24 protein-coding genes are annotated in these 25,179 nt (G+C 75.6%); 13 read left to right on the forward strand and 11 right to left on the reverse strand.

Annotated elements, in window-relative coordinates; genetic code table 11:
• Together NH602_RS09950 and NH602_RS09955 are read left to right on the forward strand one after the other, a co-directional pair.
• Positions 1–2,499: DEAD/DEAH box helicase (locus tag NH602_RS09950; protein WP_253067666.1), on the forward strand; the 2,499-nt coding region annotated here is incomplete at its 5' end.
• On the forward strand, positions 2,492–3,319 hold the full coding sequence (locus tag NH602_RS09955) for an SWIM zinc finger family protein (RefSeq protein WP_073574611.1): 828 nt from the start codon (positions 2,492–2,494) through the stop codon (positions 3,317–3,319). The genes NH602_RS09950 and NH602_RS09955, both read left to right, overlap by 8 nt.
• A 372-nt stretch (positions 3,320–3,691) precedes the next feature.
• On the opposite strand, the gene NH602_RS09960 is transcribed toward NH602_RS09955, so the two are convergent.
• Positions 3,692–4,024, reverse strand: a complete 333-nt coding sequence (locus tag NH602_RS09960; RefSeq protein ID WP_253067667.1) for a DUF3817 domain-containing protein — start codon at positions 4,022–4,024, stop codon at positions 3,692–3,694.
• Positions 4,025–4,200: 176 nt separating this feature from the next.
• Between NH602_RS09960 and NH602_RS09965 the strand changes: the two genes are divergently transcribed.
• Genes NH602_RS09965 through NH602_RS09975 form a run of 3 tightly spaced genes read left to right on the forward strand, consistent with a single transcriptional unit; the run spans position 4,201 to position 6,683 of the window.
• A complete protein-coding gene (locus NH602_RS09965) occupies positions 4,201–4,788 on the forward strand; it encodes a TIGR03086 family metal-binding protein (protein WP_179762587.1) in 588 nt (195 codons plus the stop codon).
• 11 nt (positions 4,789–4,799) lie between these two features.
• Entirely contained in the window at positions 4,800–5,726 is a 927-nt protein-coding gene (locus NH602_RS09970) for a TIGR03854 family LLM class F420-dependent oxidoreductase (protein ID WP_253067669.1), read from the forward strand.
• A 39-nt stretch (positions 5,727–5,765) separates the two neighbouring features.
• Positions 5,766–6,683: a TIGR03854 family LLM class F420-dependent oxidoreductase gene (locus NH602_RS09975; RefSeq protein ID WP_202417469.1), complete on the forward strand. Its 918-nt coding sequence runs from the start codon at positions 5,766–5,768 to the stop codon at positions 6,681–6,683.
• A 21-nt stretch (positions 6,684–6,704) separates the two neighbouring features.
• Here the strand turns inward: NH602_RS09975 and NH602_RS09980 are convergent, their stop codons facing one another.
• The gene (locus NH602_RS09980) at positions 6,705–7,466 is read right to left on the reverse strand and encodes an SDR family oxidoreductase (RefSeq protein WP_073574607.1); all 762 of its coding nucleotides are present in this window, start codon (positions 7,464–7,466) and stop codon (positions 6,705–6,707) included.
• Between the two features lie 37 nt (positions 7,467–7,503).
• Between NH602_RS09980 and NH602_RS09985 the strand changes: the two genes are divergently transcribed.
• Positions 7,504–8,022: a DUF309 domain-containing protein gene (locus tag NH602_RS09985; protein ID WP_253067670.1), complete on the forward strand. Its 519-nt coding sequence runs from the start codon at positions 7,504–7,506 to the stop codon at positions 8,020–8,022.
• A 150-nt stretch (positions 8,023–8,172) separates the two neighbouring features.
• Positions 8,173–9,684, forward strand: a complete 1,512-nt coding sequence (locus NH602_RS31880) for a GDSL-type esterase/lipase family protein (RefSeq protein WP_253067671.1) — start codon at positions 8,173–8,175, stop codon at positions 9,682–9,684.
• 16 nt (positions 9,685–9,700) lie between these two features.
• Here NH602_RS31880 and NH602_RS09995 read toward each other — a convergent pair whose 3' ends face one another.
• From NH602_RS09995 to NH602_RS10005, 3 genes are all read right to left on the reverse strand, one after another.
• On the reverse strand, positions 9,701–10,780 hold the full coding sequence (locus NH602_RS09995; protein ID WP_253067672.1) for a dipeptidase: 1,080 nt from the start codon (positions 10,778–10,780) through the stop codon (positions 9,701–9,703).
• A 20-nt stretch (positions 10,781–10,800) separates the two neighbouring features.
• Positions 10,801–11,925, reverse strand: a complete 1,125-nt coding sequence (locus tag NH602_RS10000; protein ID WP_073574603.1) for an NDMA-dependent alcohol dehydrogenase — start codon at positions 11,923–11,925, stop codon at positions 10,801–10,803.
• Positions 11,926–12,045: 120 nt separating this feature from the next.
• Positions 12,046–12,801, reverse strand: a complete 756-nt coding sequence (locus NH602_RS10005) for an SDR family NAD(P)-dependent oxidoreductase (protein ID WP_073574602.1) — start codon at positions 12,799–12,801, stop codon at positions 12,046–12,048.
• Positions 12,802–13,072: 271 nt separating this feature from the next.
• Between NH602_RS10005 and NH602_RS10010 the strand changes: the two genes are divergently transcribed.
• Together NH602_RS10010 and NH602_RS10015 are read left to right on the forward strand one after the other, a co-directional pair.
• Complete coding sequence (locus tag NH602_RS10010; RefSeq protein WP_253067673.1) at positions 13,073–13,711, forward strand: nicotinamide mononucleotide transporter; 639 nt, start codon at positions 13,073–13,075, stop codon at positions 13,709–13,711.
• Between the two features lie 22 nt (positions 13,712–13,733).
• On the forward strand, positions 13,734–14,576 hold the full coding sequence (locus tag NH602_RS10015) for a shikimate dehydrogenase (RefSeq protein WP_179762583.1): 843 nt from the start codon (positions 13,734–13,736) through the stop codon (positions 14,574–14,576).
• Between the two features lie 39 nt (positions 14,577–14,615).
• On the opposite strand, the gene NH602_RS10020 is transcribed toward NH602_RS10015, so the two are convergent.
• The gene (locus NH602_RS10020) at positions 14,616–15,143 is read right to left on the reverse strand and encodes a hypothetical protein (protein ID WP_253067674.1); all 528 of its coding nucleotides are present in this window, start codon (positions 15,141–15,143) and stop codon (positions 14,616–14,618) included.
• Positions 15,144–15,212: 69 nt separating this feature from the next.
• On the opposite strand from NH602_RS10020, the gene NH602_RS10025 reads away from it, so the two are divergent.
• Positions 15,213–15,578, forward strand: a complete 366-nt coding sequence (locus NH602_RS10025) for a DUF2256 and DUF3253 domain-containing protein (protein WP_253067675.1) — start codon at positions 15,213–15,215, stop codon at positions 15,576–15,578.
• Between the two features lie 21 nt (positions 15,579–15,599).
• Positions 15,600–16,409: a methyltransferase domain-containing protein gene (locus NH602_RS10030; protein ID WP_253067676.1), complete on the forward strand. Its 810-nt coding sequence runs from the start codon at positions 15,600–15,602 to the stop codon at positions 16,407–16,409.
• 10 nt (positions 16,410–16,419) lie between these two features.
• On the opposite strand, the gene NH602_RS10035 is transcribed toward NH602_RS10030, so the two are convergent.
• The 4 genes from NH602_RS10035 to ilvD all read right to left on the reverse strand — a co-directional run bounded on the left by NH602_RS10035 (position 16,420) and on the right by ilvD (position 21,338).
• Positions 16,420–17,103, reverse strand: coding sequence for a class I SAM-dependent methyltransferase (locus NH602_RS10035; protein ID WP_253067677.1), 684 nt, complete (start codon positions 17,101–17,103; stop codon positions 16,420–16,422).
• A gap of 9 nt (positions 17,104–17,112) precedes the next feature.
• Positions 17,113–18,807 (reverse strand): hypothetical protein, encoded by a 1,695-nt coding sequence (locus NH602_RS10040; protein ID WP_253067678.1) that lies wholly within the window; start codon positions 18,805–18,807, stop codon positions 17,113–17,115.
• Positions 18,808–19,002: 195 nt separating this feature from the next.
• Positions 19,003–19,554 (reverse strand): ACT domain-containing protein, encoded by a 552-nt coding sequence (locus NH602_RS10045; RefSeq protein ID WP_179762579.1) that lies wholly within the window; start codon positions 19,552–19,554, stop codon positions 19,003–19,005.
• 101 nt (positions 19,555–19,655) lie between these two features.
• Positions 19,656–21,338 (reverse strand): dihydroxy-acid dehydratase, encoded by a 1,683-nt coding sequence (gene ilvD / locus NH602_RS10050; protein ID WP_253067679.1) that lies wholly within the window; start codon positions 21,336–21,338, stop codon positions 19,656–19,658.
• A 218-nt stretch (positions 21,339–21,556) separates the two neighbouring features.
• On the opposite strand from ilvD, the gene NH602_RS10055 reads away from it, so the two are divergent.
• Entirely contained in the window at positions 21,557–22,009 is a 453-nt protein-coding gene (locus tag NH602_RS10055; RefSeq protein WP_308292827.1) for a L,D-transpeptidase, read from the forward strand.
• Positions 22,010–22,075: 66 nt separating this feature from the next.
• Here the strand turns inward: NH602_RS10055 and NH602_RS10060 are convergent, their stop codons facing one another.
• Entirely contained in the window at positions 22,076–24,013 is a 1,938-nt protein-coding gene (locus NH602_RS10060; protein WP_253067680.1) for a DEAD/DEAH box helicase, read from the reverse strand.
• 286 nt (positions 24,014–24,299) lie between these two features.
• On the opposite strand from NH602_RS10060, the gene NH602_RS10065 reads away from it, so the two are divergent.
• Positions 24,300–25,049 carry a tyrosine-protein phosphatase gene (locus NH602_RS10065; protein WP_253067681.1) on the forward strand — a complete coding sequence of 250 codons (750 nt, stop codon included), beginning with the start codon at positions 24,300–24,302 and terminating at the stop codon, positions 25,047–25,049.
• Positions 25,050–25,179: the final 130 nt, after the last annotated feature.

Raw genomic sequence — 25,179 nt, forward strand, 5'->3', positions numbered from 1 at the left:
GCCGCGCTCGCCCGGTTCACCGACGCCGCCGTCCGCGAGCGGCTGGGGCGCAGCGCCGCGATGCCCGTCCCGCTGCCCGCCCGCACGGACGCCCCGGCGGCGCTGCTGCACGCCTTGACCGGTCCGTCGGCGGACCTGCCCGCGGTCGGCGCCGGGCTGCGGGTACTGCGCGAGGCACTGGCCGTGTGGGACGACGTCGGCCGCGAGCAGCCCGGCGCCGCCACCGCGCTGTTCCGGCTCGCCGAGGTCTCCACACTGCACGACCCGGCCGACCCCGGCCCGGACCTCGACGACCAGACCGGCGACGGCACCCGGTGGGAGCTCCAGTTCGCGCTGCGCTCCACCGAGGACCCGAGCCTGGTGTTCGACGCGGCCGGCGTGTGGGCCGGGGAGGCCGACGCGCTGGTGTCCGGCGCGCAGGACGTGCTGCTGGCCGAGCTGGGGCGGGCCGCGCAGGTGCTGCCCGGGCTGGTGCCCGCACTGCGCCGGGCCCGCCCGACCGGGCTCGAGCTCGACGTCACCGGAGCCCACCGGTTCCTCACCCGGGACGCGCCCGCGCTGCTGTCGGCCGGGTTCGGGGTGGCGCTTCCGCGCGGGTGGGACGGGCGCCGCCCGCTGGGGCTGCGGCTGTCGGCGTCGTCGGCCCCGGCGCCGGGGGTGATCACCCGCGGCGGGCTGGGCCGTGACGAGCTGGCGGAGTTCCGCTGGTCGCTCGCCGTCGGCGACGAGGAGCTGGGCGAGTCCGAGATCGCCGCGCTGGTGGCGGCGAAGGCGCCGCTGGTCCGGCTGCGCGGGCGCTGGGTCGCCGTCGACGCCCAGGCGCTGGCCCAGGGACTGGACTTCCTGCGCCGCCACCGGGACCGGCCACCCACCGTCGGCGAGGTGCTGGCCGCGGCCCGTGGCGACGCGGGCGCCCCGCTCCCGGTGACCGACGTGTCCGCCCGCGGGCACCTCGGGGCGCTGCTCGAGGGCACCGCCGAGCGGACGCTGACGCCGGTGCCGGCGCCGCCGGGGTTCACCGCGACGCTGCGCCCCTACCAGGAGCGCGGGGTGGCGTGGCTGGCGTTCCTGTCGTCGCTGGGCCTGGGGGCGTGCCTGGCCGACGACATGGGGCTGGGCAAGACCGTCCAGCTGCTGGCCCTGGAGGCCCACGACCGGTCCGGCGGGCCGACCGGCGCCCCGACCCTGATCGTGTGCCCGATGTCGATGGTCGGCACCTGGCAGCGGGAGGCCGCGACGTTCGCACCCGGCCTGCGGGTGCACGCCCACCACGGGGCCGCCCGCCCGCGCGGCGAGGCCCTGCACGCCCGGCTGGGCGAGGCCGACCTCGTCGTCACCACGTACGCGACCGCGACCCGCGACGCCGAGGACCTGCGGGCGTGGCGGTTCCACCGCCTCGTCCTCGACGAGGCCCAGATGATCAAGAACGCGCACGCGGCGGCGTCGCGCACGATGCGGTCGTTCGACGCCGGCCACCGGGTCGCGCTGACCGGCACCCCGATGGAGAACCGGCTGGCGGAGCTGTGGTCGGTGATGGACTTCCTCAACCCCGGCGTCCTCGGGGTGCCGGAGGTGTTCCGGCAGCGGTTCGCGGTGCCGATCGAGCGCCACCGCGACGCCGGGACGGCCCGCACCCTGCGCCGGATCACCCGGCCCTACCTGCTGCGGCGGGTCAAGACCGACCCCACGGTGATCGACGATCTTCCCGAAAAGATCGAGATCGTGGCCGACCACCGGCTCACCCGGGAGCAGGCGTCGCTGTACCGGACCGTCGTCGACGACATGATGGAGAAGATCGAGGGCAGCGACGGCATCGAGCGCCGCGGCAACGTGCTGGCCGCGATGAGCAAGCTCAAGCAGGTCTGCAACCACCCCGCGCAGCTGTTGCACGACGGGTCCCCGATCCACCGCAGCGGCGGGCGGCACCGCTCGGGCAAGGTCGCCCGGCTGGAGGAGATCCTGGAGCCGGTGCTCGCCGCCGAGGACCGGGCGCTGCTGTTCACCCAGTACACGGAGTTCGCTGCGATGCTGCGTCCGCACCTGTCGGCGCGGTTCGACACCGAGGTGCTCTACCTGCACGGCGGCACCCCGAAGAAGCGGCGCGACGAAATGGTCGCCCGGTTCCAGTCCGGGGAGGGACCGTCGCTGTTCCTGCTCTCGCTGCGCGCGGGCGGCACCGGGCTCACGCTCACCGCGGCGAACCACGTGATCCACCTGGACCGGTGGTGGAACCCGGCGGTGGAGGACCAGGCCACCGACCGGGCGTTCCGGATCGGGCAGCGGCGCGCGGTGCAGGTGCGCCGGTTCGTGTGCCCGGGGACGGTCGAGGAGCGGATCGAGGATCTGGTCACGGCGAAGCGGTCGCTGTCGGACATGGTGGTGACCGGCGGGGAGGACTGGCTGACGTCGCTGTCGACCTCCGAGCTGCGTGCGGTGTTCGCGCTCGGCTCGGACGCGGTGGCCGACCTCGACGAGGAGACGGGGGACGCCGATGAGTGACCGGCCGTTCTGGGCGCAGGAGGACTTCACCGGTGGGCCGCCGCGCCGCGTCGAGGGCGGTATCCGGATCCACGCGGCGGCGGGCGCGGTCGCCCGGACCTGGTGGTCGGCGCGGTTCCTGGCGGTGCTGGAGCAGCTCGGCGTCGGCGGGCGGCTCTCGCGTGGCCGCAGCTACGCCCGGTCGGGGCAGATCGTGTCCCTCGACGTCGACGCGGGCGCCGTGGTCGCGCTGGTGCAGGGCACCCGGCCGCAGCCGTACCGGGTCCGGATCGGGCTGCGGGTCTGGGACAAGACGCAGTGGCGGCGCGTGGAGCAGGCCCTGGCCGCCGACGCCTGGTACACCGCGGCCCTGCTGTCGGGGACCGTGCCCCCGGAGATCGAGGAGCTGCTCGACGGCCTGGAGCTGTCGTTGTTCCCGGCCGCGGGCGCCGACCTGTCGCAGGACTGCTCGTGCCCCGACCACACGGTGCCGTGCAAGCACCTGGCCGCGGTGTTCTACGTGCTCGCCGAGCGCTGCGACACCGACCCGTTCACCCTGCTCACACTGCGCGGACGCGACCGGGACGCGCTGCTGGAGCGGTTGCGGGCCGAGCGTGACAGCGGCGACGACCCGTCCGCACCGGCCGGGCCGGCCCCGCTGGCGGACCTGCTGGACCGCTTCTGGGACGGCGCGGCGGGGTCCGCTCCCCCGCGGCCGCCGGACACCGAGCCGGGCGCGGTGCTGGACCAGGTGCCCGAGCCGTCGCTGCGGGCGGGCGGCGGGCGGCTGACCGACGCGTTGCGGCCGGTGTACCGGGCGCTGGCCCACCCGGACGCGTGAGGAACCGGGAACGTATGAGGGCCCGGTCGCCGTGGTCGAGCGACCGGGCCCTCGTCCCGAACTGACGCGCCGCTCCCACCACGAAGCGACACGTGAAACTTAGCCAAGGCTTACCTACGCTGTCAAGCCGTGGGCAGGAGCGGGTTCCCCCGGAGAGCCGGGAGGCGATCGAGAGTCGCGGCCGACCCCCCGGCGCGTTCCGCCGAGCCGGGCACGACACCCGCCCGGAACGCGGGACGGCCCGGCCGCTGTGGTCGATGCGGCCGGGCCGTGTTTCCCGAACTGACGCGCCGCTCCCACCACGAAGCGACGCGCTGAAGTTAGCCTAGGCTTACCTCAGCCGTCAAGAGCGGCACGGGAATCCGGGAGGACTCAGCCGGCGACGGGCCGGCCGCGGGCCGGGTCGAGGCGGCCGGTGGCCCCGGCGTGGCGCTCGAACCAGATCGTCGTCAGCGGCGGGATGCTCGCGAGCAGGCCGATCACGGTGGTGCGCAGGTCCCAGCGGAACATCCGCGCGGTCCACAGCGTGACCAGCACGTAGGCGACGAACAGCGCCCCGTGGATCGGGCCCATCACCTGCACCCCCACCTCGGTGGTGGCCAGGATCCACTTGAAGAACATGCCGATCAGCAGGCCGGTCCAGGACAGCGCCTCGGCGACCGCCACGACCCGGAAGGCCTTGGCGACGAGGGACGGGTCGTTCATGACGGGTGCTTCCTCCAGGCGGACGGGACGTCGGAGTCCACTCTGCCGTATCCGCCGCACCACCTTCTACCAGGTGTCGAAAGACGTACGGGGCGATGAGTCGGCGCGCCGCGGCCGGTCGGAGCAGGCAGGGCCCCGCGGACCGTGGGGCACCGACCCGACCCGAGGTGGCCACCGTGCTCGATCTCGCCCCGACCGCCCGCGCCGTCGCCGACGTCGTCACGGGTGTCCGCGACGACCAGCTCCACGACCCGACCCCGTGCGACGGCATGACCGTCGCCGCCCTGCTGGATCACGTGCACGGTCTGGCGTGGGCGTTCCGGGTCGCGGCGCAGAAGTCCCCCGAGGCCGCGGGTACCGCGCCGAGCGCCGACGCCGCGCACCTCGTCGCGGACTGGCGCACCGCGATCCCGGCCCGGCTCACCGCGCTGGCGCAGGCGTGGCGCGAGCCGGCCGCCTGGGAGGGCTTCACCGCAGCGGGCGGTCTGGACCTGCCCGCCGACGTCGCCGGGGTCATCGCCCTCGACGAGCTGGTCCTGCACGGCTGGGACCTCGCCGTGGCCACCGGCCGCCCGTTCTCCCCCGACGACGACGCCGTCGCCGCCGTCCTGGAGTTCACCACCGCGATGTCAGCGCCCGGTCAGGAGGCGTCCCGGGAGGGTCTGTTCGGGCCGGTGGTCCCGGTCCCGGCCGATGCGCCGCCGTTCCACCGGGCGCTCGGCAACAGCGGCCGCGACCCGCGCCGGAGCCCCGACGCGGGGTAGCGTCGACCGACGTGGTGACGTCCCCGCACGGCAAGGTCCGCATCGGCGTCGGCTCGGTGGGGCTTCGCGCCACCGACCCCGGCTCGGAGTTCGACGAGTTCGTCGACGCCCTCGAACGCGCGCGCATCGACTCGCTGTGGTTGCCCGACCTCGTCTCCGCCCCCGGCGTCGACGCGCTGGTCGGCACCACCTGGGCGGCCGCCCGGACCCGGACGCTGAAGGTCGGCACCGGTGTCACGATCCTGCCCGGCCGCAACCCGATGCTGCTCGCGGCCGAGCTCGCGTCACTGGCGGTGCTGGCGCCGAAGCGGATCCTGCCCGCGTTCGGCATCCGCGCGGCGACGCCGTCGGAGCGCCAGCTGTTCCCCGTCCCCGGTACCCGGGCCGCGGTGTTCGAGGAGTCCCTCGTAGTGCTGCGACGGCTGCTGTCCGAGGAGTCGGTGACCCACCACGGCGAGTTCTTCACCCTCGACGACGCGACCGTCGCGCCGCGCCCGGCCCGCCCGCTCGACCTGTGGCTGGGCGGTCGCGCGGAGGTCGGGCTGCGCCGGGTCGGCCGGCTCGCCGACGGCTGGCTGGGCAGCTTCCTCACGCCCGACGAGTCCGCCCGTGCCCGCACCGTCATCGAGGCTGCCGCCCGCGACGCCGGCCGGGCGATCGACGACGACCACTACGGCACCAACGTCACCGTCGTGCTGCCCGGCGACGGGTCCGGCGCCGCCGCCGACCACGCGCTGCACCGGGCCGCCCAGCAGCGGCCCGACGCCGACCCGGAGCAGCTGGTCGCCCGCGGCTGGGACGGCGCCGCCGAGCAGATCCGCCGCCACGTCGAGGGCGGGCTGACCAAGTTCGTGGTGCGCCCCGCCGCTCCGGCGCGGGACTGGGCCCGGTTCCTCGACGAGTTCGTCGCCGAGCTGGGGCCGCTCGAGTCGGACTGAACGTTCCCGGACGAGTGACCGATCACCTACGGTGTGTGAGTGGTCGACTCCCCGCACGGCACGGTCCGCATCGGTCTCGGCCTCGTCGGGGCCCGCCACCTACCCACCTTCGCCGACGAGTTCGACGAGCTGATCCACGCCCTCGACGCCTCCGCGGTCGACTCGCTGTGGCTGGCCGACATCGCGTCGAAGTCGGTGGTCGACCCGATGGTGGGCAGCACCTGGACCGCGGCGCGCACCCGCACCCTGAAGGTCGGCACCGGCGTCACGGTGCTGCCCGGGCGCAACCCGATGCTGCTCGCCTCGGAGCTCGCGTCGCTGGCCGTGCTCGCGCCCCGGCGGATCCTGCCGGTGTTCGGGCTGCAGGCCGCCCAGCCCTGCGACCGGCAGCTGCACCCCGTCCCGGGCCGGCGCGGCGCAGTGTTCGAGGAGTCGCTGGTCGTGCTGCGACGGCTGCTCACCGAGGACTCCGTGACCCACCACGGCGAGTTCTTCACCCTCGACGACGCCGCCGTCCTCCCCCGCCCGGCCGCCCCGCTCGACCTGTGGCTGGGCGGACGCGCCGACGCCGGGCTCCGGCGCGCCGGGCGGCTCGCCGACGGCTGGCTCGCCAGCTTCCTCACTCCCGCCGAGACCGCCCGGGCCCGCGGGATCATCGAGACCGCCGCCCGCGACGCCGGCCGCACGATCGACGACGACCACTACGGCACCAACCTGTGGGTCGCCCCGCCCGGCGCGGACCCCGGCCCCGCCCGCGCGCTGGCCGGGGCCCAACGCCCGGATGCGGACTGGCGCGACATCGTCGGCGACGGCTGGGACGGCGTCGCCGAGCTGGTCCGCCGGCACGCCGACGGAGGCCTCACCAAGTTCGTGGTGCGCCCGACCGGGCCGGTGGCGGACTGGCCGGGGTTCCTCGACCGGTTCACCACCGAGCTCGGGCCGCTCCAGTCCGGCTGAGCGGCGGGGTGCTGCGCCGGGTCAGCGCGTCGTCCAGATCCCCCCGTCGACCGGCAGCACCGCGCCGGTCACGTAGGACCCGGCGGCCCCGGCCAGGAACAGCGTCGCCCCGACGACGTCCGACGGCTTCCCCAGGCGTCCGAGCGGGGTGGAGTCGGCGATCTCGTCGCCCGCCGCCTCCAGTGTGGCGCGCATCATCCGCGACGGGAACGGCCCCGGCGCGATCGCGTTCACGGTGATCCCGCGGCCGGCGAGGTCGCGGGCCAGCACCCGGGTCAGCTGGTGCACCCCGGCCTTGCTGGCCGAGTAGCTGTAGTTCGGCAGCTCGGGGACGCGCAGCCCGTCGATGCTGCCGATGTTGATCACCCGGGCCGGGTCCTCGGCCGACGCGGCGGCCTCCAGCAGCGGCAGGAACGCCCGGGTCAGGAAGAACGGCGCCTTCAGGTTGAGGTCGAGCACCTTGTCCCAGGCGTGCGCCGGGAACTCCTCCAGCGGCGCACCCCAGGTCGCGCCCGCGTTGTTGACGAGCAGGTGCACCCGCTCCTCCCGCTCCCCGACCTCCGCGGCCAGCCGGACGCACTCGTCCTCCGACGACAGGTCCGCGGCGATGCCGGTGCCGCCGATCTCCGCGGCGGTGTCGGCGCAGGCGTCGGCCTTGCGGCTGGAGACGTAGACCCGCGCCCCGGCCTCGGCGAGACCGCCCGCGATCATGCGGCCGATGCCGCTGGTGCCGCCGGTGACCACGGCCACCCTGCCGCGGACGTCGAACAGTTCGGTGATCATGACGCACGCTAACCGGAGAGCTGGCACCCTCGCAGCCATGACCCGTTCCCGCGACCGCGACGACCGGGGCCGTGCCCGCAACGCCCGCCCCCGCGACGCCGCCGGGCGTCCGCTCCCGCACGGCGCGCCCGGCGTCGGGCGGGTGCCCGAGGACCTGGCGCTCTCCCCCGCCGACGCCGTCACCGAGGCGCAGCGCCTGCTCGACTCGGGCCTGCCCTTCAACGCCCACGAGATCCTCGAGGGTGCCTGGAAGGACGCGGGCGACGACACCCGCGACCTGTGGCGGGCGCTGGCGCAGCTCGCGGTCGGGCTGACCCACGCCCAGCGCGGCAACGCCCGCGGCGCCGTCGCGCTGCTGCGCCGCGGCGCGGAGGGCGTCCGGCTGTGGCGCGTGCTCGGCATCACCGTCCCGGCCGGGCTGGACCTCGACGGGCTGGTCGGGCACGCGGACGCCCTCGCGGACGACGTCGAACGGGAGGGTGCCGACGCCGTCCCGGCGGCGCGGCTCGCCCCGCGGCTGCGGGGGATCCGGACGCCGGGGACCCCGGGAGCCTGACACAGCGCGGCCGCGCGCCGGGGTGCCACCCACCGGGAGCCTCCGCCGGGGAGTCCGACGCCACCCCACGACGTCCGTGACTCCGGCCCGTCCCCCGGGCCACCATGGGGCCGTGCCCCTCCACCTCGTGTCCCGCCCCGCACACTGACGGTGGCCGCCCGTCCCACCTCCCGGTCGTGGCCCCGCGCGCTGCTGCGCGAGGCCCGGTCGCTGCCCACACTGGCGCTGCTCGGGCTGATCGCCGTCGTCGGCGTCCCGCTGGTGATCCTGCTGACGCCGGAGAACCACGTCGAGGTGTTCGGCCAGGACGTCGGCGTGGGCGCCCGGGTGCCGCCCCTGACGCTGTCGGGGCCCGCGCAGATCGCCCAGCTCGGCAACGCCGAGTTCGACCTCACGGCCGTGCAGGTGTGGGGCCCGATCCGTCCGCGGCTGTCGATCGGGCCGTTGAAGCGGCCCGCCGACAACGGCCCGGTGCTGGGCCTGCACACCGTCGACGGCGCGGGCGATGCGGTCCGCGACCTCGGTGAGGGGTTCGTGACCTGGTACCTGTGGGGCGCCGCGGGCATCGTGCTGGTCGCGCTGCTGGGCAGCGGGCTGATGGCGACCGCACGGCTGCTGCTGGCGCTGCGCCGGACCCGCACCGGCCGGTACCGGCCGGTGCACTGGGACGACCTGGCGGGGCCGATCGGGAGGATGACCGTCGTCGCGGTGACCGCGTCGGTGCTGCTGTGGGCGGGCGCCGGGGTCGCCGCGCTGCACGGCACCCTCACCGGTCTGGGGAGGGTCACCTCGCTGACCGACCTGGTCGGGGCGGCGACGGTCACCCCGTCGCCGGTCGGGCCCGCGGTCACCGGGGTCGCGGGCGCGGTGATCGGGGACTCCCGCGCGGCCCGGATCGGCGGCCCGCCGCTGCGCCACGACGACGGCACCGTCACCTCCGAGGACCGCGCCTGCGGGCGCAGCACCGACTCCACCGCCGCCGAGCTGGCCCGGCTGCGCGGCGAGGACGTCCTGAACCTGGCCTGCGCCGGAGCGGGCGTCGCGACCGGGCTGCGCGGGCCGCAGCTGCGCGAGGGCGTCACCGTCGACCCGCAGGTCGGGCGGCTCAAGCAGGTCCGGAACCTGCAGTGGGTGGTCGTCGCCGTCGGCCCGAACGACCTGGCCTGGTCGGACTTCCTGCTGTACTGCTACGGCCTCGCCACCTGCGACGACCGGCTCTCCGACGGCGAGTTCGAGTCCCGCCTCGCCGGGTTCGCCCGCGACGTAGGCGCCCTGTTCACCGACCTCGACACGCTGCCGGGGCGCCCCCGGGTGGTGGTCACCCTGTCCTACGACCCGTTCCCGGCCCGGTTCGACCCGACCTGCGCGGACATGCGCGGCCCGGCCGGCACCCCGGGTCTGGACCAGGCCAAGCTCGACCTGCTCGCCGAGCGGAACCGCCGGCTCAACGACGTGCTGGCCGACGGCGCCGCCCGCTTCGGGTTCGGCACCGCCGCGCCGGCCCTGGCGCCGCTGTGCGACCCGGACCGGGACCGGATGCCGCCGGACATCATGGGGCTCGCCACCCCCGACCCGTTCCACCCGACGGCGGTCGGCTCGCTGCGGATCGCGGCGGCGGCGGCGACGGCGCTGGCCGGCCCACGCCCCACCGGGACGCCGTGACCTCGCGCCGGGGCGCTCAGGCGTCGGCGTCGCGCAGCACCCGCAGCGCGTTGCGGTGGGCCAGCTTCGCCAGGTCCTCCGCACTCCAGCCTCGGTCGGCGAGCGCGTCGAGCAGCCGCGGGTAGGTGGAGACGTCGGAGAGCTCGTCGGGCAGGTCGGTGGTGCCGTCGTAGTCCCCGCCGATGCCGACGTGGTCGATGCCCGCGGCCTCGCGCAGGTGCTCGACGTGCGCCACGACGTCGGCGAGGGTGGCGCGCGGCTGCACGGGCCCGTCCCAGGCCTCGACGAACCGGTTGCGGGCGGCGAGGTCGCGGTGGTCGGCGCGGACGGCAGCCATCGCCTCCCCCAGCCGCTGGTCCCACTCGGTCACGGCGGCGGAGACGAAGCGCGGCACGAACGTCGCCATGACCACGCCGCCGTTGCCGGGCAGGGCCTCCAGCACGTCGGCGGGGACGTTGCGCGGGTGGTCGGTGACGGCGCGGGCGCCGGAGTGGGTGAACAGCACCGGCCGGGTGGTGACGGCGAGGGCGTGGTGCATCGTCGCCGGTGCGACGTGCGAGAGGTCGACGATCATGCCGATCCGGTTCATCTCGGCGACGACCCCTCGGCCGAACTCCGACAGCCCGTCGTGGCGGGGCGTGTCGGTGGCCGAGTCGGCCCAGTTGTTGTTCAGGTTGTGGGTCAGGGTCAGGTAGCGGACCCCGAGCCCGCGCAGGACCCGCAGCACGGCGAGGGAGTCGGCGATGCAGTGCCCGCCCTCCGCCCCCATCAGGGAGGCGACCCGCCCGGAGCCGACGACGGCGTCGACGTCGTCGGCGGTGTCGGCGAACGCCAGGGCGTCCGGGTGGGCGGCGAGCAGCCGTCGCACCCGGTCCACCTGGTCGAGCACCGCGGTGACCGCCTCGTCGTGGCCCAGCTCGCCGGGTACGTAGACCGACCAGAACTGGGCGCCGACCCCGCCGGCCCGCAGCCGCGGGAGGTCGGTGTGCAGTCGCGGGTCCCCGGCGGCGACGTCCGGCTCGCGCGCCGGGTCGCCGCCGGAGAGCTCGCGCAGCGCCCAGGGCAGGTCGTTGTGTCCGTCGAGTACGTAGACCATGCCCCGGAGCCTGCCAGTGCTCAGTAGCGGATGATGCCCCGGATGTTCTTGCCCGCGTGCATGTCCTCGTAGGCCGTCGCGACCTGGTCCAGCGTGTAGGTGGTGGTGACCAGCTCGTCGAGCTTCAGCGCGCCGGCGCGGTAGAGCTCCAGCTGGCGCAGGATGTCCCAGTTCGGGTTGGACATGCCGAACATCGCGCCCTGGATGCGCTTCTGGAACAGGGTGACGTCGGCCAGCGACACCGGCAGCGGCTCGGTGGAGTTGATGTCACCGAGCGCGGTGACGACGACGGTGCCCGCCTTGCGGATCGAGGCCATCGCCTGCCCGACGTGGTCGGGCTTCACGACGCCGACGGTCACGATGGTCTGGTCGGCGCCCTGACCGTTGGTGAACTGCTTCGCGATCTCGGTGGCCTCCTCCATCGTCTCCACCGCGTGCGTGGCGCCGAGCTCCTGGGCCTTCTCGCGCTTCAGCGCGACCGGGTCGACGGCGATGATGTTCGCCGCGCCCGCGTGCGAGGCACCCTGGACCGCGTTGATCCCGATGCCGCCGATGCCCATGACGATCGTGGTGTGGCCCGGTTGCACGCCGCCGGCGTTGACCGCGGAGCCCCAGCCGGTGCCGACGCCGCAGCCGACGAGGCAGGCGACCTCGAGCGGGATGTCGTCGGGGACCTTCACGCAGGAGTCCTCGGAGACCAGGGTGGTCTCGCAGAAGGTCGAGATGCCGCACATCTGGCCGACCGGGGTGCCGTCGTCGGCGAGCCGCAGGCGGGTGGTGGGCTCCTCCCAGCGGGTGCCGGCGAGCAGGCCCGCGCCGAGGTCGCAGAGGTTCTGCATGCCGCTGGCGCACCAGCGGCAGTGCCCGCAGGAGGGCAGGAACGAGAAGACGACGTGGTCGCCCTCCTTGAGGCCCTTCTTGTTGGCCCCGGCGCGGGTGACGATGCCGGAGCCCTCGTGGCCGCCGGCGAACGGGTAGGTGCCGACCGGGATGTCCCCGGTGGCGATGTGGTCGTCGGAGTGGCACAGCCCCGACGCGACCATCTTGACCTCGATCTCGCCGGGGCGCGGCTCGTCGAGTTCGAGGTCGACGACCTCGTACTTGCCCGGAGCGCTCCGGACGATTGCTCCACGGGTGTGTCCCACGGTGGTTCACCTCAGACGTCGTCGTCCAACAGGATGCGCACGCGACGATATGAGCCCGGTCACTCCAGGGGAAGTGCCACACGCAGATCGCGGGACACCGTTCGCCTGTAGACCGTGTCACTAACGGGGCATCCGACGCCAGACGGCACGGGGCAGCAGCCGCAGCCCGAGGAACAGCAGCCGCAGGGTGCCGGGCACCCAGACGTCGGCGTTGCCCCGCCCGCGCCGGACAGCACGCACCGTCGCGTCGGCGACCTGCGCGGGCGTCGACGACAGCGGCGCCGGGCTCATCCCCTCGGTCATCCGGCCGACGACGAACCCCGGGCGGATCAGCACCAGCCGCACCCCGGTCCCGTGCAGCGCGTCGGCCAGGCCGGAGGCGAACCCGTCGAGCCCGGCCTTGGCACTGCCGTAGACGTAGTTGGCGCGCCGCACCCGCACGCCGGCCACCGAGGAGTAGACGACCAGCGTCCCGCTCCCCTGCGCGCGCAGCACCTGGGCCAGCTCGGTGAGCAGGTGCACCTGGGCGAGGTAGTCGGTGTGCACGATCGCGGCGGCGTGCGCGGCGTCGGTCTCGGCGCGGGCCTGGTCGCCGAGGATCCCGAACGCGACGACGGCGACGTCGATCCGGCCGTGGCGCGCCGTCACGTCGTCGAGCAGCGGGCGGTGGCCGGCGAGGTCGTCGGCGTCGAAGGCGACGGTGTCCACCGCGGCGCCCGCGGCCCGGACCCGGGCGGCCTCCGCGGTCAGCGCCCCGGGGCGGCGCGCGGCCAGCACGACCGTGTCGGTGTCCCCGGCGGCGAGCCGTTCGGCGACCTCCAGCCCGATCTCGCTGCGACCACCCAGGACCAGGACCGTGCGCTCCGAACCACCCACACGGTGCAGCCTCCCACCCGGTGGCGGACCGTCGTCGCCACGGGGTCGGACGCGGAAGCCGGTGCGGTGCGGAGTCGACCCGCACGACGCCGTCCTGGTGCCGGTCGACGGCCGTGCGGTCACCCGGGTGCGCCGCGACCGGCTCGGCGTCCACCCGGTCCGAGGCCGGTGTGGGTCCGCTCACACCGGACCGGGTGGGGATGGGCGGGGCCGGCCCCGTCGTTGTCTGCTGACACGGGACGCGCCCGCCGCGTCCGGGAAGGGGACCGTCGTGGACCTCCTGCTGCACCACGGGCTGACCGCGTTCGGGCAGTTCGTGTCGTGGGCCGAGCTCGTCGGGCAGATCGGCGCCATCGCCGTGGTGTTCCTGGCGCGCCGGCGCAGCCTCGCGACCTGGCCGGTGCAGATGGCGGCCTGCGTGCTGCTGTTCACCGTCTACGCCTCGGCGCACCTGGGCGGGCTGGCGTTCCGGCAGGTCATCGTGCTGGCCATCTCGGTGTTCGGGCTCGTCGCGTGGCTGCGCAGGCGCGACCCGGTCTACGGCATCGCGGTGCGCCAGGCGAGCACCGCGCAGCGGCTCGGGCTGGTCGGGCTGCTCGTCGGCGGCACCGTCGTGATGGCACTGATCCTCGAGGCGCTCGACGCCAGCTGGGCGCCCTGGCCGGACGCCGCGATCTTCGTCGGCACCGCGGTCGCGTTCCTCGCCCAGGGCCTGCGGTTCATCGAGTTCTGGGTGATCTGGCTGCTGGTCGACGCCGTCGGCGTGCCGCTGCAGCTGGCCTCGGGGCTGTGGTTCTCCGCCGCGGTCTACGTCGTGTTCGCCGGGCTGGTCGTGCACGGCTGGTGGAGCTGGGCGCGGGCCCGGCGCACCGTGCGGGCCGCGCAGCGGGAGCCGTCGCGGGCGGTCTGAGCCGCCACGGGATACTGCTCGGATGAGCACGTCCCCCGTCCGCCGCGCCGCCGTCCTCGGTTCCCCGATCGCCCACTCGCTCTCGCCCGCGCTGCACAACGCCGCCTACACCGCGCTCGGGCTGACCGGCTGGTACTACGACCGGCACGAGGTCGACGAGGCGGGCCTGGCCGGGTTCGTCGCCGGGCTCGGCCCGGAGTGGGCGGGGCTGTCGCTGACGATGCCGCTCAAGCGGGTGCTGCTCGACGTCGCCGACCACGTCGCGCCGGGGGCGGCCGCGATCGGCGCCGGCAACACCCTGGTGTTCGAGGGCACCGGTGCGACCGCGCACAACACCGACGTCACCGGCATCGCGCGCTCGCTGCGCGCCGCGGGCGCGGGGGGCGGGCGCGCCGTGGTGCTCGGGGCGGGCGGGACCGCGCAGGCCGCCGTCGCCGCGCTGCACGACATGGAGGTCGACGCCGTCGACGTCCTGGTCCGCGACGCGGGGCGGACCTCTGCGCTGCGCGAAACGGCCGAGCGGCTCGGCACCGAGGTGACGGTGCACGCGGTGCTCACCGACCCGCCCGCCGCGGCGCGGCTGCTCGAGGGCGCCGACGCGGTCGTCTCCACCCTCCCGGCGGGGGCTGCCGACGCACTGGCCGGTGCGCGCTGGCGGCCGGGGACCGTGCTGCTCGACGCCGTCTACGCGCCGTGGCCGACCGTGGTCGCGGGCGGCGCGGCGGCGGCCGGGGCGCGGATCGTGTCCGGCCTGGAGATGCTGCTGCAGCAGGCGGTCGCGCAGGTCGAGCTCATGACCGGGCGTCCCGGTCCGGAGGCCGCCATGCGCGAGGCGCTCGACGCGGCCGTGCTCGCCCGCAGCTGACCCCCGGCCCGGCGGTGCCACGGTCCGGGGGCGCGCTGCTCAGGCCGGGGTCCGGGCCGCGGCGGCCCGTCCGGCGCGGCGCCGCGCCGGTGCCCACGGAGTGCGGCCCCACGGCGTCGCGACCGAGGCCCAGGTCATGAACAGGAACGCGGCGATGTTCAGCGCCGCGCCGGTGACGAGCGCCCGACCGACCGGGCTCGTGGAGTCCCCCGCCGCGAACGCCACCACGCTCTGCTCCACCCACACCCCCACCGCCAGGGTGCTCCACACGATCACCGCGACGGTCAGCACCAGCTTGACCAGCACCCACCAGTACCGGGTCAGGCCCCACGGGCTCACGAGCGCGACGACCACCCCGCTGACCAGCGCCGCGAACGCCAGCGGGATGACCAGCCACCGGTCGACGACGTCGACGAACCCATACGCGGCGGCCGCCGTGGCCGGGTCCGCGCCCAGCGCGACGCCGGCGAGCACGACGTTCGCCGCGCCCGCGCCCATCCACCCCACCGACACCGCGACGTGCACGAAGACCAGCCACTGCCGTACCCGCTTCCCCACCCGCGCCACGCCCCAAGAATAAGGCACCTGATAATTCTCGGCGAGCGGAGCGCTGCGGGCCGGACGACCATGGCGGTCGTGGAGGAGAAGAGCTGCGTGGTCTGCGGGCGGCGGATCGAGTGGCGGAGGAAGTGGGCCGACGACTGGGAGCAGGTGCGCTACTGCTCCCAGGGCTGCCGCAGGCGCAAGGTCCGCCCGGTCGACACCGAGCTGGAGTCGACGATCACCGGGCTCCTCGACCGGCGTCGGGGCGGGGCGACGATCTGCCCGTCCGAGGCGGCCCGCGCCGTCGACCCCGACGGCTGGCGCGACCTCATGGAGCCGGCGCGGATGGCCGCGCGCCGGCTCGTCGACGCCGGGCGGGTCGAGATCGTGCAGTCCGGCCGGGTCGTGGACCCGTCGACGGCGAAGGGCCCGATCCGGATCCGCCGGGTGCCCGGCTGAGCGCCGTGCCAGGCTGACCCCGTGCCCCGCGACACCTACACCCACGGCCATCCGGGCGTCGTCGTCCGGTCGCACGCGGCCCGCACCGCGGAGAACTCGTGCGCCTACCTGCTGGACCGGCTCACGCCCGGCACCAGCCTCCTCGACGTCGGCTGCGGCCCCGGCAGCATCACCGCGGACCTGGCCGAGCGGGTCGCGCCCGGCCGGATCCGCGGCGTCGAGGTGGTGCCCGGACCGCTGGAGCAGGCCCGCGCCGGTGCCGCCGCCCGCGGCCTGAAGGTGGAGTTCGCCGTCGACGACGGCTACGCCCTGTCCGACCCGGACGGCACCTGGGACGTCGTGCACGCCCACCAGGTGCTCCAGCACGTGTCCGACCCGGTCGCGGTGCTGCGTGAGATGGGCCGGGTCGCCCGGCCGGGCGGCCTGGTCGCCGCCCGCGACGCCGACTACGCCGGGTTCCACTGGTGGCCGCACGATCCGCGGCTGGACCGCTGGCTGGAGCTGTACCGGGCCGTCGCCCGCGGCAACGACGCCGAGCCCGACGCCGGACGACGGCTGCTCGGCTGGGCGCACGCGGCCGGATTCTCCGAGGTGACGCCGTCGGCGTCGGTCTGGTGCCACGCGACCCCGGAGGCCCGCGCCGCCTGGGGCGGGATGTGGGCCGACCGCATCCACACCGGCGTCGGCCGGATGGCCGTCGAGCGCGGGCTGGCCGGGGAGTCCGAGCTGGACGGGATCTCCGCGGCGTGGCGGGAGTGGGCGGCGCACCCCGACGGGTGGATCGTCATCCCGCACGGCGAGGTCCTCTGCCGGGTGCCCGACCGGCCCTGAGCCGCCCGGGTCAGGCGCGGCGGTGCAGGGCGACCACGTAGTCGCCGCCGGACCAGGGCGCACGGTCCCAGGTGGACCACCGCGCGACCGGTTCGAGCCCGGCGGAGGCGCACCAGGCGTCGTGGTCGTCGGGGGTGGGCCAGCCCGGCTGTGCGGCGAACCCCGCCAGCAGCAGGCCGCCCGGACGCAGGTGCCGGGCACAGCCCGCGACCACCCCCGCGCGGTCCTCGGCGTAGGGGATCACGTTGCCCGCCAGCACGACCAGCCCGAACCGCTCGGGCAGGTCCAGGGTCTCCAGGCCGGTGGTGACCCAGCGCAGCGCAGGCGCCTTGGCCCGCGCCGCGGCGATCATGTCCGGGTCCGGGTCGACGCCGACGACCGCGACGCCGCGCCGGTCCAGCTCGATCGCGACGCGGCCGGTGCCGCAGCCGCCGTCGAGGACGGGGCCGTCCCCGCGCAGCGCGCAGACCAGGTCGGCCTCGCCGTGCGGGTTCTCCCCGGCGGCGGCCATCGCCGCCCACCTGCGGTCGTAGTCGTCGAGGTCGACCCGGCCGCGCCAGGCCTCCCAGTCGTCGGGGAGCCCGCCGGGGCCCGGCTCACCGGGGTCGGCGCGGGGCCCACCGCGGTCGGCCAGGGCGGGGTCGTGCGGGGCGTGGTCATGCGGGGCGTGGTCATGCGGGGCGTGGTCGGGCACCCCCGCAGGTTAGGCGGCGACCCCGGAGCCCAGCCGACCGCGCAGCCACCGGCCGACGCCCGCCCCGCGCAGACACGGGTGGAGCACCACGACGGGCTCGGGCACGCCGGTGTCGGTGCCGAGCAGGGCGGCTACCCCGACCAGGTCGCCGGCGGCAGTGCGCAGCAGCAGTGCCGGTCCGGCGACGGGCGCCAGCAGCCCCACGAGGTCGGCGGCCGTCCAGTCCACGGCCGGTGCCCCGGCCAGGCAGGTCCGCAGCAGCACGTCGAGCTCGGCGGTCTCCTCCCCCGACGCGGGTTCCGCGGCGAGCTCGGCCCCGCCGGGCAGCAGCACCGTCGACCGGGGTGGCGGGGTCGCCGCGCCCGCGCGCAGGAACGCCTCGCCGCGGGCCCGCTCGGTGACGGTGAACGGCGCCCAGTCCCGGGCGGCCAGCACCGGCGGGCCTGCCGGGGCGGTGAGCTCCAGGACGTGCGTCCCGGCCGCGACCGGGCCGGTGCCGACCTCGTCGGCGTGCAGGAGCGCGGCGAGGCCGTCGAACAGCCCGTCGCGGCCGCGGGCGGCGGCCACGAGGTCGAGCGCCCGGGTGGGTCCGTCGACCAGCTCGTGCGGGTCGGCCGGGGTGACCTGCACGGTGTCCGGGCCGGACCCGCGCAGCCGTCGCCGGATCACCCGCGACAGCCGGTCCGCGGTCACCCCGCCGCCGACGAGCATCTCGTCGACGACGGTGCCCGCGTCGCGGCCGTGCACCGACAGCGACAGGATGTTGCCGCCGACCTCGGCGACGGCCGCGGTCAGCCGGGCCAGCGCACCGGACTCGTCGGGCAGCCCGACGCGGACCTTGAGCAGCGGCGCCGGTCCCGGCTCGGCCGCGGTGGCGAGGACCGCCGGGTCGAGGACCGCCGGGTCGAGGTCCGCCGGGCCGGGTTCCGTCCTGCCGGGGGCAGCGGTGTCCACCACCCGCAGCACCGGCGGGACGGACGGGCCGTCGACGAGGGTCTGCCCGGGGCCGACGGCGGAGTGCCCGGCCGCCCGCAGCGCAGCCCACATCGTCACCTGGTTCGCGGTGAGCACCGGCTTGCCGAGCTCGCGCTCCAGCACGGCGATCGCGTCGTAGGTGGGCAGGTTGGTGCAGGACACGAAGACCGCCTGCGCGTCGGGGTGGTCCGCGGCGCGCACGGCCGCGGCGACCTGCTCCGGGGTCGTCGTCCAGATGTGGCCGAGCAGGCCCAGGCCGTGCCGGGCGACGGTGTCGACCCCGGACCCGGCGAGGAAGTCGGCGAGCAGCCCGGTGAGGTCGTCGACGTAGGGGGTGGCGACGGCGAGCCGGGTGACCCCCAGCTCGGCGCACGCCGCGACCAGCGACCCCGCCGTCGTGACCGCCGCCGGCGCGCCCGCGGCCAGCACCGCGTCGCGCAGCGCGGCCTCCCCCGCCACGCCACCCACGAAGCTGCCCGAGGTGCACGAGTACGCGACCACGGCGGGGCCCGGTGTCAGCACGTCGCGGGCGGCCTGCCGGACCATGGCCGGGTCCGAGATCAGCCGGGCCTGCGCGGCGTCGGCAGGGGTCGCGACGAACGGCGTGCGGGTCACGTTCAGGGTGACCGGCTCGGGGACCCACCGCCACATCTCACGGTCGAGGGCGAAGTCGTACGGCACGACCACACCCACCCGGTCCCGATCCCGCGGGGACGACAGCTCACCCATACCGGCCTCCATGACGCAACGATCACCGTCCATCGTTGCCGCCACGGGTCGCGGCGGTTTCGCGATGGTGAGGACGCCCGCCGGAGGCCGTGTGGGTACTGCCCGTTCTCGATCGTCCTGCCGGAAGGATGCCAGCGGTGGCGGCGCCGTGACCTCCGTGCTACGCCGACCGGCGCCTGCGGTGCGCCGAGTGCGCTACGCCCCGGCCCAGCCGCGCGGGTCGGACTCCGGGCGTGTCGCGACCGCGCGCAGGAACGCCTGGGCCCGGGCCACCTCGGTGACGGTGAACGGCGCCGCCCGCCGGGCGACCAGCCGGGTGCCGTCGGGCGCGGTCAGCTCCAGGTCGTGCTCGTCGCGCGCACCCGGCTCGTCCGGGCCCGGCGTCCGGACACCCGACGCGCCGAGCAGCGCGGCGACCCCGTCGGCGGGACTCCGGCCGGCGGCGACGATGTCCAGTGCGCGGGTGGGCGGGTCGACCAGGTCGTGCGGGTCGGCGGTCATGACCAGGACCCCACCGTCGGGGGCCGCCCCGCAGACCGCCACCGACAGCTCGCCGACGCTGCACGGCCCGGACACCAGCAGCTCGTCGACGACCGAGTGCGCGTCCTGACCGTGCACCGACAGGGCGAGGATGTTGCAGCGCACCTGCGCCAGCGCCGCCGTCAGCCCGGCCAGGGCACCGGGTTCGTCGGGCAGCCGCACCCGCACCCGGTAGAGGCCGTCGGTCGTCCCGGGATCGGTGCTCATCACCACCAGCCTGCGGGACCGATGTTGCGACTCTGTGTCGGGGCGGTGTCGGGTGCGTCGCGGCCGGCACGCCCGTCCGTCGGGCGCACCGGCCACGCGGGTCAGCCGCAGACAGCCCCGTCGGCCGCGGACGACACGAGCTTCGCGTACTTGCCCAGCACCCCGCGCCGGTTCGTCGGCTCCGGGCACGTCCACTCCGCGCGCCTCCGCTCCAGCTCGGCGGGCTCGACGCCGATGTCGATCGTGCGGGCCTTCATGTCCAGGGTGATCGTGTCGCCGTCGCGGACGAGCGCGATCGGTCCGCCGTCGGCGGCCTCGGGTGCGACGTGCCCGACGCACAGCCCGGTCGTCGCACCGGAGAAGCGGCCGTCGGTGACCAGCAGGACGTCCTTGCCGAGGCCCGCGCCCTTGATCCGCCCGGTGACGGCGAGCATCTCCCGCATCCCGGGCCCGCCACGCGGGCCCTCGTAGCGGATCAGGACGATCGTGCCGGGGCCGATCTCACCGGCGTCGACGGCGTCGAGCGCGCCCTGCTCGCCGTCGAAGACGCGGGCGGTGCCGGTGAAGGTGGCGGCGTCGAACCCGGCGGACTTGACGACGGCGCCGTCGGGCGCGAGCGAGCCGCGCAGGATCGTGAGGCCGCCGGTGGGGTGGATCGGGTCGGCGAGGTCGTGGATGACCGAGCCGTCGAGGCCCGGCGGGTCGAGCTCGGCGAGGTTCTCCGCGACCGTGCGGCCGGTGACGGTGCGGGCGTCGCCGTGGATCAGGCCCGCGTCGAGCAGCGCCCTCATCACCACCGGTACGCCCCCGACCTGGTCGACGGCGTACATGAGGTGCCGCCCGAACGGCTTGACGTCGGCCAGGTGCGGGATCCGGTCGCCGACGGTGTTGAAGTCGTCGAGGGTCAGCGACACCTCGGCCTCACGGGCGATGGCGAGCAGGTGCAGCACCGCGTTGGTGGACCCACCGAAGGCCATCACGACAGCGATCGCGTTCTCGAAGGCCTCCCGGGTCAGCACCGACCGGGCCGTCAGGCCACGGGCGATCATGCCGACCGCGGCCTCACCGGAGGCACGCGCCACGCCGTCGCGACGCCGGTCCACCGCGGGCGGGCTGGCCGACCCGGGCAGCGCCATCCCGAGCGCCTCGGCCGCCGCCGCCATCGTGTTGGCGGTGTAGAAGCCGCCGCAGGCGCCCTCCCCCGGGCACATCGCCCGTTCCAGGGTGTCCAGCTCGTCGGGGGTGATCAGCCCGCGCGCGCAGGCCCCGATGCCCTCGAACGCGTCGCCGATGTTGACCTCCCGGTCGCCGACCCGGCCCGGCATGATCGACCCGGCGTAGACGAACACCCCGGCGAGGTCGAGCCGGGCCGCGGCCATCAGCATCCCGGGCAGCGACTTGTCGCAGCCGGCCAGGAGCACCGTCCCGTCGAGCCGCTCGGCCTCCACGACCGTCTCCACCGAGTCGGCGATGATCTCGCGGCTGACCAGGGAGTAGTGCATGCCCCGGTGCCCCATCGAGATGGCGTCGGACACCGAGATCGTCCCGAACTCCAGCGGGTAGCCGCCCGCGGTGTGCACGCCCTCCTTCGCCGCCGTCGCGAGCCGTTGCAACGACAGGTTGCACGGGGTGATCTCGTTCCAGGACGAGGCGATGCCGATCTGGGGCTTGGCGAAGTCGTCGTCACGCATGCCGACCGCGCGCAGCATGCTGCGCGCGGCGGTGGCGCCGATGCCGTCGGTGACCTGATGACTGCGGGGCTTGCGGGACGGGGTGGTGGTCATACGCGCTCCTCGGCCGGGCTCCGATGTCGGGACGGGGCCGATCCTCCCGCAGATCGCCGGGGCAGGCCTGTTTCCCGTCGCAACCGATGACCCGTCCGGGCGTATCCGTCGCCAGGGGTGATCGTTGAACCGTCCGGCAGCACCATCGTTCACCCGAGAGGACCCGAGCAACACTCATGGCGCACACGAACGAGCCCACTCCCCGTAGCACTCGCCGGGTGCGCCGCCGACGCGCCCTGGCCGTCGTGACCGCCGGGCTGGTCGTCGGGCTGGGTGCCGCGGGCACCGCCCTCGCGGCCGATGCCGACCCGGGGGTCGCCGGCACCCCGTGCTCGGCGTCGGCGAGGGCCTGCGTGGACCTCGAGTCCCAGCAGGCGTGGCTGATGAACGGCGGCTCGATCACCTACGGTCCCGTCGACGTCGCCACCGGGGGCCACGGCACGGAGACCCCCACCGGTGACTTCGCCGTCTACGACAAGGACCGCGAGCACTACTCCGCCGAGTTCGACGGCGCCCCGATGCCGTGGTCGGTGTTCTTCGCCCCGGGTGGTGTCGCCTTCCACCAGGGCGACCGCGACTCCGGGTCCGCGGGATGCGTCAAGATGCGCAACCAGGACGCCACGGTGTTCTTCGGGAAGCTGCGCCAGGGCGACCGGGTCGAGGTGCGCTGACCGACCCCCGGACGACGAGAGGGGCCCCGCGCGGATCGCGCGGGGCCCCTCTCGTGCATCCCGGGCCTAGTGGGCGCCGGCGTTGTCCCGATCCCGACGCACGTTGGCCTTGCGGCCCTTCAGCGTCGTCGCACCGCGCAGCGAGCGCAGCACGTCGTCTGCCGCGTGCTCGGGCACCTCGACCAGCGAGTGACGCTCGTGGATCTGGATGGCGCCGATGTCGCGGCCGGACAGCCGGGACTCGTTCGCCAGCGCGCCCACGATGTCCTGCGGGCGCACACCGGAGGCACGACCCGCCGAGACGAACAGGCGGGTCGCCCCGGCCTTCGGGGGACGGGCGCCCTGGCCGCGGGCACCGCCCGGACGGCCGTCGCGGTCGCGGCGCGGGCCACGGTCGCCGGGGCCGCTGTCACGGCCACCACGCGAGCGGACCTGCGGGATCTCGATCTCGTCGTCCGGCACCGAGTTGTCGGCACGGGCGATCCGGATCGCCGCGGCGGCGATCGAGGCGAGGTCGTGGTCGCGGGCCAGCTCGACGACGAGCTGCTCGACACCGTCCTGCGGCGGGGTGTCGGCGTCCTGACCGGCCTGCTCGCGCAGGGCCAGCGCGGTGCGGGCGAGCCGCACGGTGCGCAGGTCCTCCGGCGAGGGCACCGGCGCGCTGGGCACCGAGGTCCCGATGAGGCGCTCGATGTTGCGCAGGTGACGCACCGAACCCGGGGTGACCAGGGTGATCGCGACGCCCTCGCGTCCCGCCCGGCCGACCCGGCCGATGCGGTGCACGTAGGACTCCGGCGACGACGGCACGTCGTGGTTGACCACGTGGGTCAGCGAGTCGATGTCCAGACCACGGGCCGCGACGTCGGTGGCGACCAGCAGCTCGGTGCGGCCGGCGCGCAGGCGCTCGACGACCCGGGTGCGGTGCTCCTGATCCATGCCACCGTGCAGCGCCTCGGCGCGCAGGCCGCGCGCGGTGAGGGTCTCGGTGACGGCGTCGACGTCGGCGCGGGTGCGGCAGAACACGATCGCCGCGGTCGGCTGCTCCATCTCGAGCACCCGGCCCAGCGCGACGGTGACGTGGCTGCGCGGCACGTGGTACGCGGTCTGGCGGACCCGCGGGGCCTCGCCCTCGGGCGTGGCCTCCTTCTTGATCCGGATGTCGGCCGGGTCGCTCAGGTGGGTCCGCGCCAGGCTCTGGATGCGGCCCGGCATGGTCGCCGAGAACAGCACGGTCTGACGGCCCCGCGGCGTGGCGCCCAGGATCGTCTCGATGTCCTCGACGAAGCCCATGTCGAGCATCTCGTCGGCCTCGTCGAGGACGGCTACCTCGATCGCGTCCAGGGCGAGCGCGCCCCGGTTGACCAGGTCGATCGCGCGGCCGGGGGTGGCGACGACGATGTCGACGCCACGGCGGAGCTGGCCCAGCTGCGGGCCGATGGGCGCGCCGCCGTAGACGCAGGCGACCGAGGCACCGAGGGCGGCGCCGTACTTGGCGACCGCGTCGCCGACCTGCATGGCCAGCTCACGGGTCGGGGCGAGCACCAGGCCGAACGGCTTGGCGCCGCGGGAGCGGGCGGTACGGCCGTCGGCCAGGCGCTGCAGCATCGGCAGCGCGAACGCGGCGGTCTTGCCGGTCCCGGTGGCGGCCTGTCCCAGCAGGTCACGACCGGCGATCAGCGGGCTGATCGCGGCGGCCTGGATCGGGCTCGGCGCGGCGTAGCCCAGCTTGTCCAGGGTCTCGAGCAGCCGGGGCGCGAGGCCCAGGTCGGCGAAGGTCGGGCCGGCGGGGGTGTCGTCGCCGGGCTCGTCGGCCGTGACCGCGGCGGGCTCGAACTCGACGGCCTCACGGGAGGGGGTGACCTCCGGCGTGGCGGAGGTGTCGGGGGCGGCGTCGGCGGTCACGGTGTCGGTCGCGGCGGCGTCGGTGTCCGTCATGGCGGCGGAAGTGGTGATCTCGTCTCCGGAGTCGTTCAGGTCGGGGTGCTGGTCCAGCAGAATGCTCACTCGGTCCTCAAAATGGCGTGCGCAGGGGGGTGCGCTGTGTCGTCGGGCGGCTCTCGCCCGCTCTCCCAGCCCGCCAGGCCCGCGTGCGGCATCTCGATCCAGATGATGTGCCGGTGAACCCAGACCTCCGGGGCTCGCGGCCGTGCGTCGTCGCCGACGGCCGTCGATCAACCAGTGTGCCATGTCCCGGTGCGGTCCGTCCGTCGGGTCCCGCGTGACCGACACCACCGATGCCCCTGATCACGACCCTCGGCGCGGCCGCGGGGAGATCACCGACCCTGGTCGGGTGACGGCATTCCTCTCCAGCGCCGCGACCCGACGCCCGGCGAACCTGCGTGATCTCGGTGGTCTGCGCACGACGGACGGCTACCGCGTACGGCACGGGGTGCTCTACCGGTCCGACGCGCCCCGCCCGGGCGACCCGCGCGACGCCCGGGCCCTCGACCTGCCCGAGGGATCGCCGTGGCCGCCGCGGACCGTCGTCGACCTGCGCTCGACGGCGGAGACACGCGAGCCGCACCCGCTCGCCGACGTCGCCGACGTCCGTGCGGTCCCGCTCGGCGCGTCGCTGACCCCGGAGCGGGTCGCGACGGCAGCCGCCGGTGAGGACGGGCTCGGGTGGGCCTACCGGCTGCTGGCGGCCGAGGCCGGCGCCGAGCTCGCGGGGATCGTGCGGACCGTCGCCGACGCGCCCGCCCCGGTGCTGGTGCACTGCGCCGCGGGCAAGGACCGGACCGGGATCGTGGTCGGGGTGCTGCTGGCCGTGCTGGACGTGCCGCGCGCGACGGTCGTCGCGGACTACCTGCGCACCAACGAGGTCCTGCCGACGCTGTGGGACCGGCTGCGCGCCTGGGGCCAGCCCGAGCCCGACGACGAGGCACTGCTCGGGGTGGACGCCGCCGCCCTGGAGGCCGTGCTCGACGACCTCGACGCGCACCCCACCGGCCCGGCTGGCCGGCTGCGCGAGTGGGGCGTCGGCGACGACGACCTGCGCCGGCTCGCCGAGCGGCTGCTGGAGCCGGTCCTCCCGCACTGACCGCGACCGGGCCCCGCGCACCCGGGGTGCGCGGGGCCCGGTCGTCGGCTCAGGACTTGCCGAAGCCCGCCTTGCGCAGCGCCTCGGCCATCGCGTCGTTGGCAGGGCCACGGTCCTGCCGGCCGCCGCC

Source organism: Pseudonocardia sp. McavD-2-B (genome assembly GCF_024124365.1).
In the GTDB taxonomy this organism is placed as follows: domain Bacteria; phylum Actinomycetota; class Actinomycetes; order Mycobacteriales; family Pseudonocardiaceae; genus Pseudonocardia; species Pseudonocardia alni.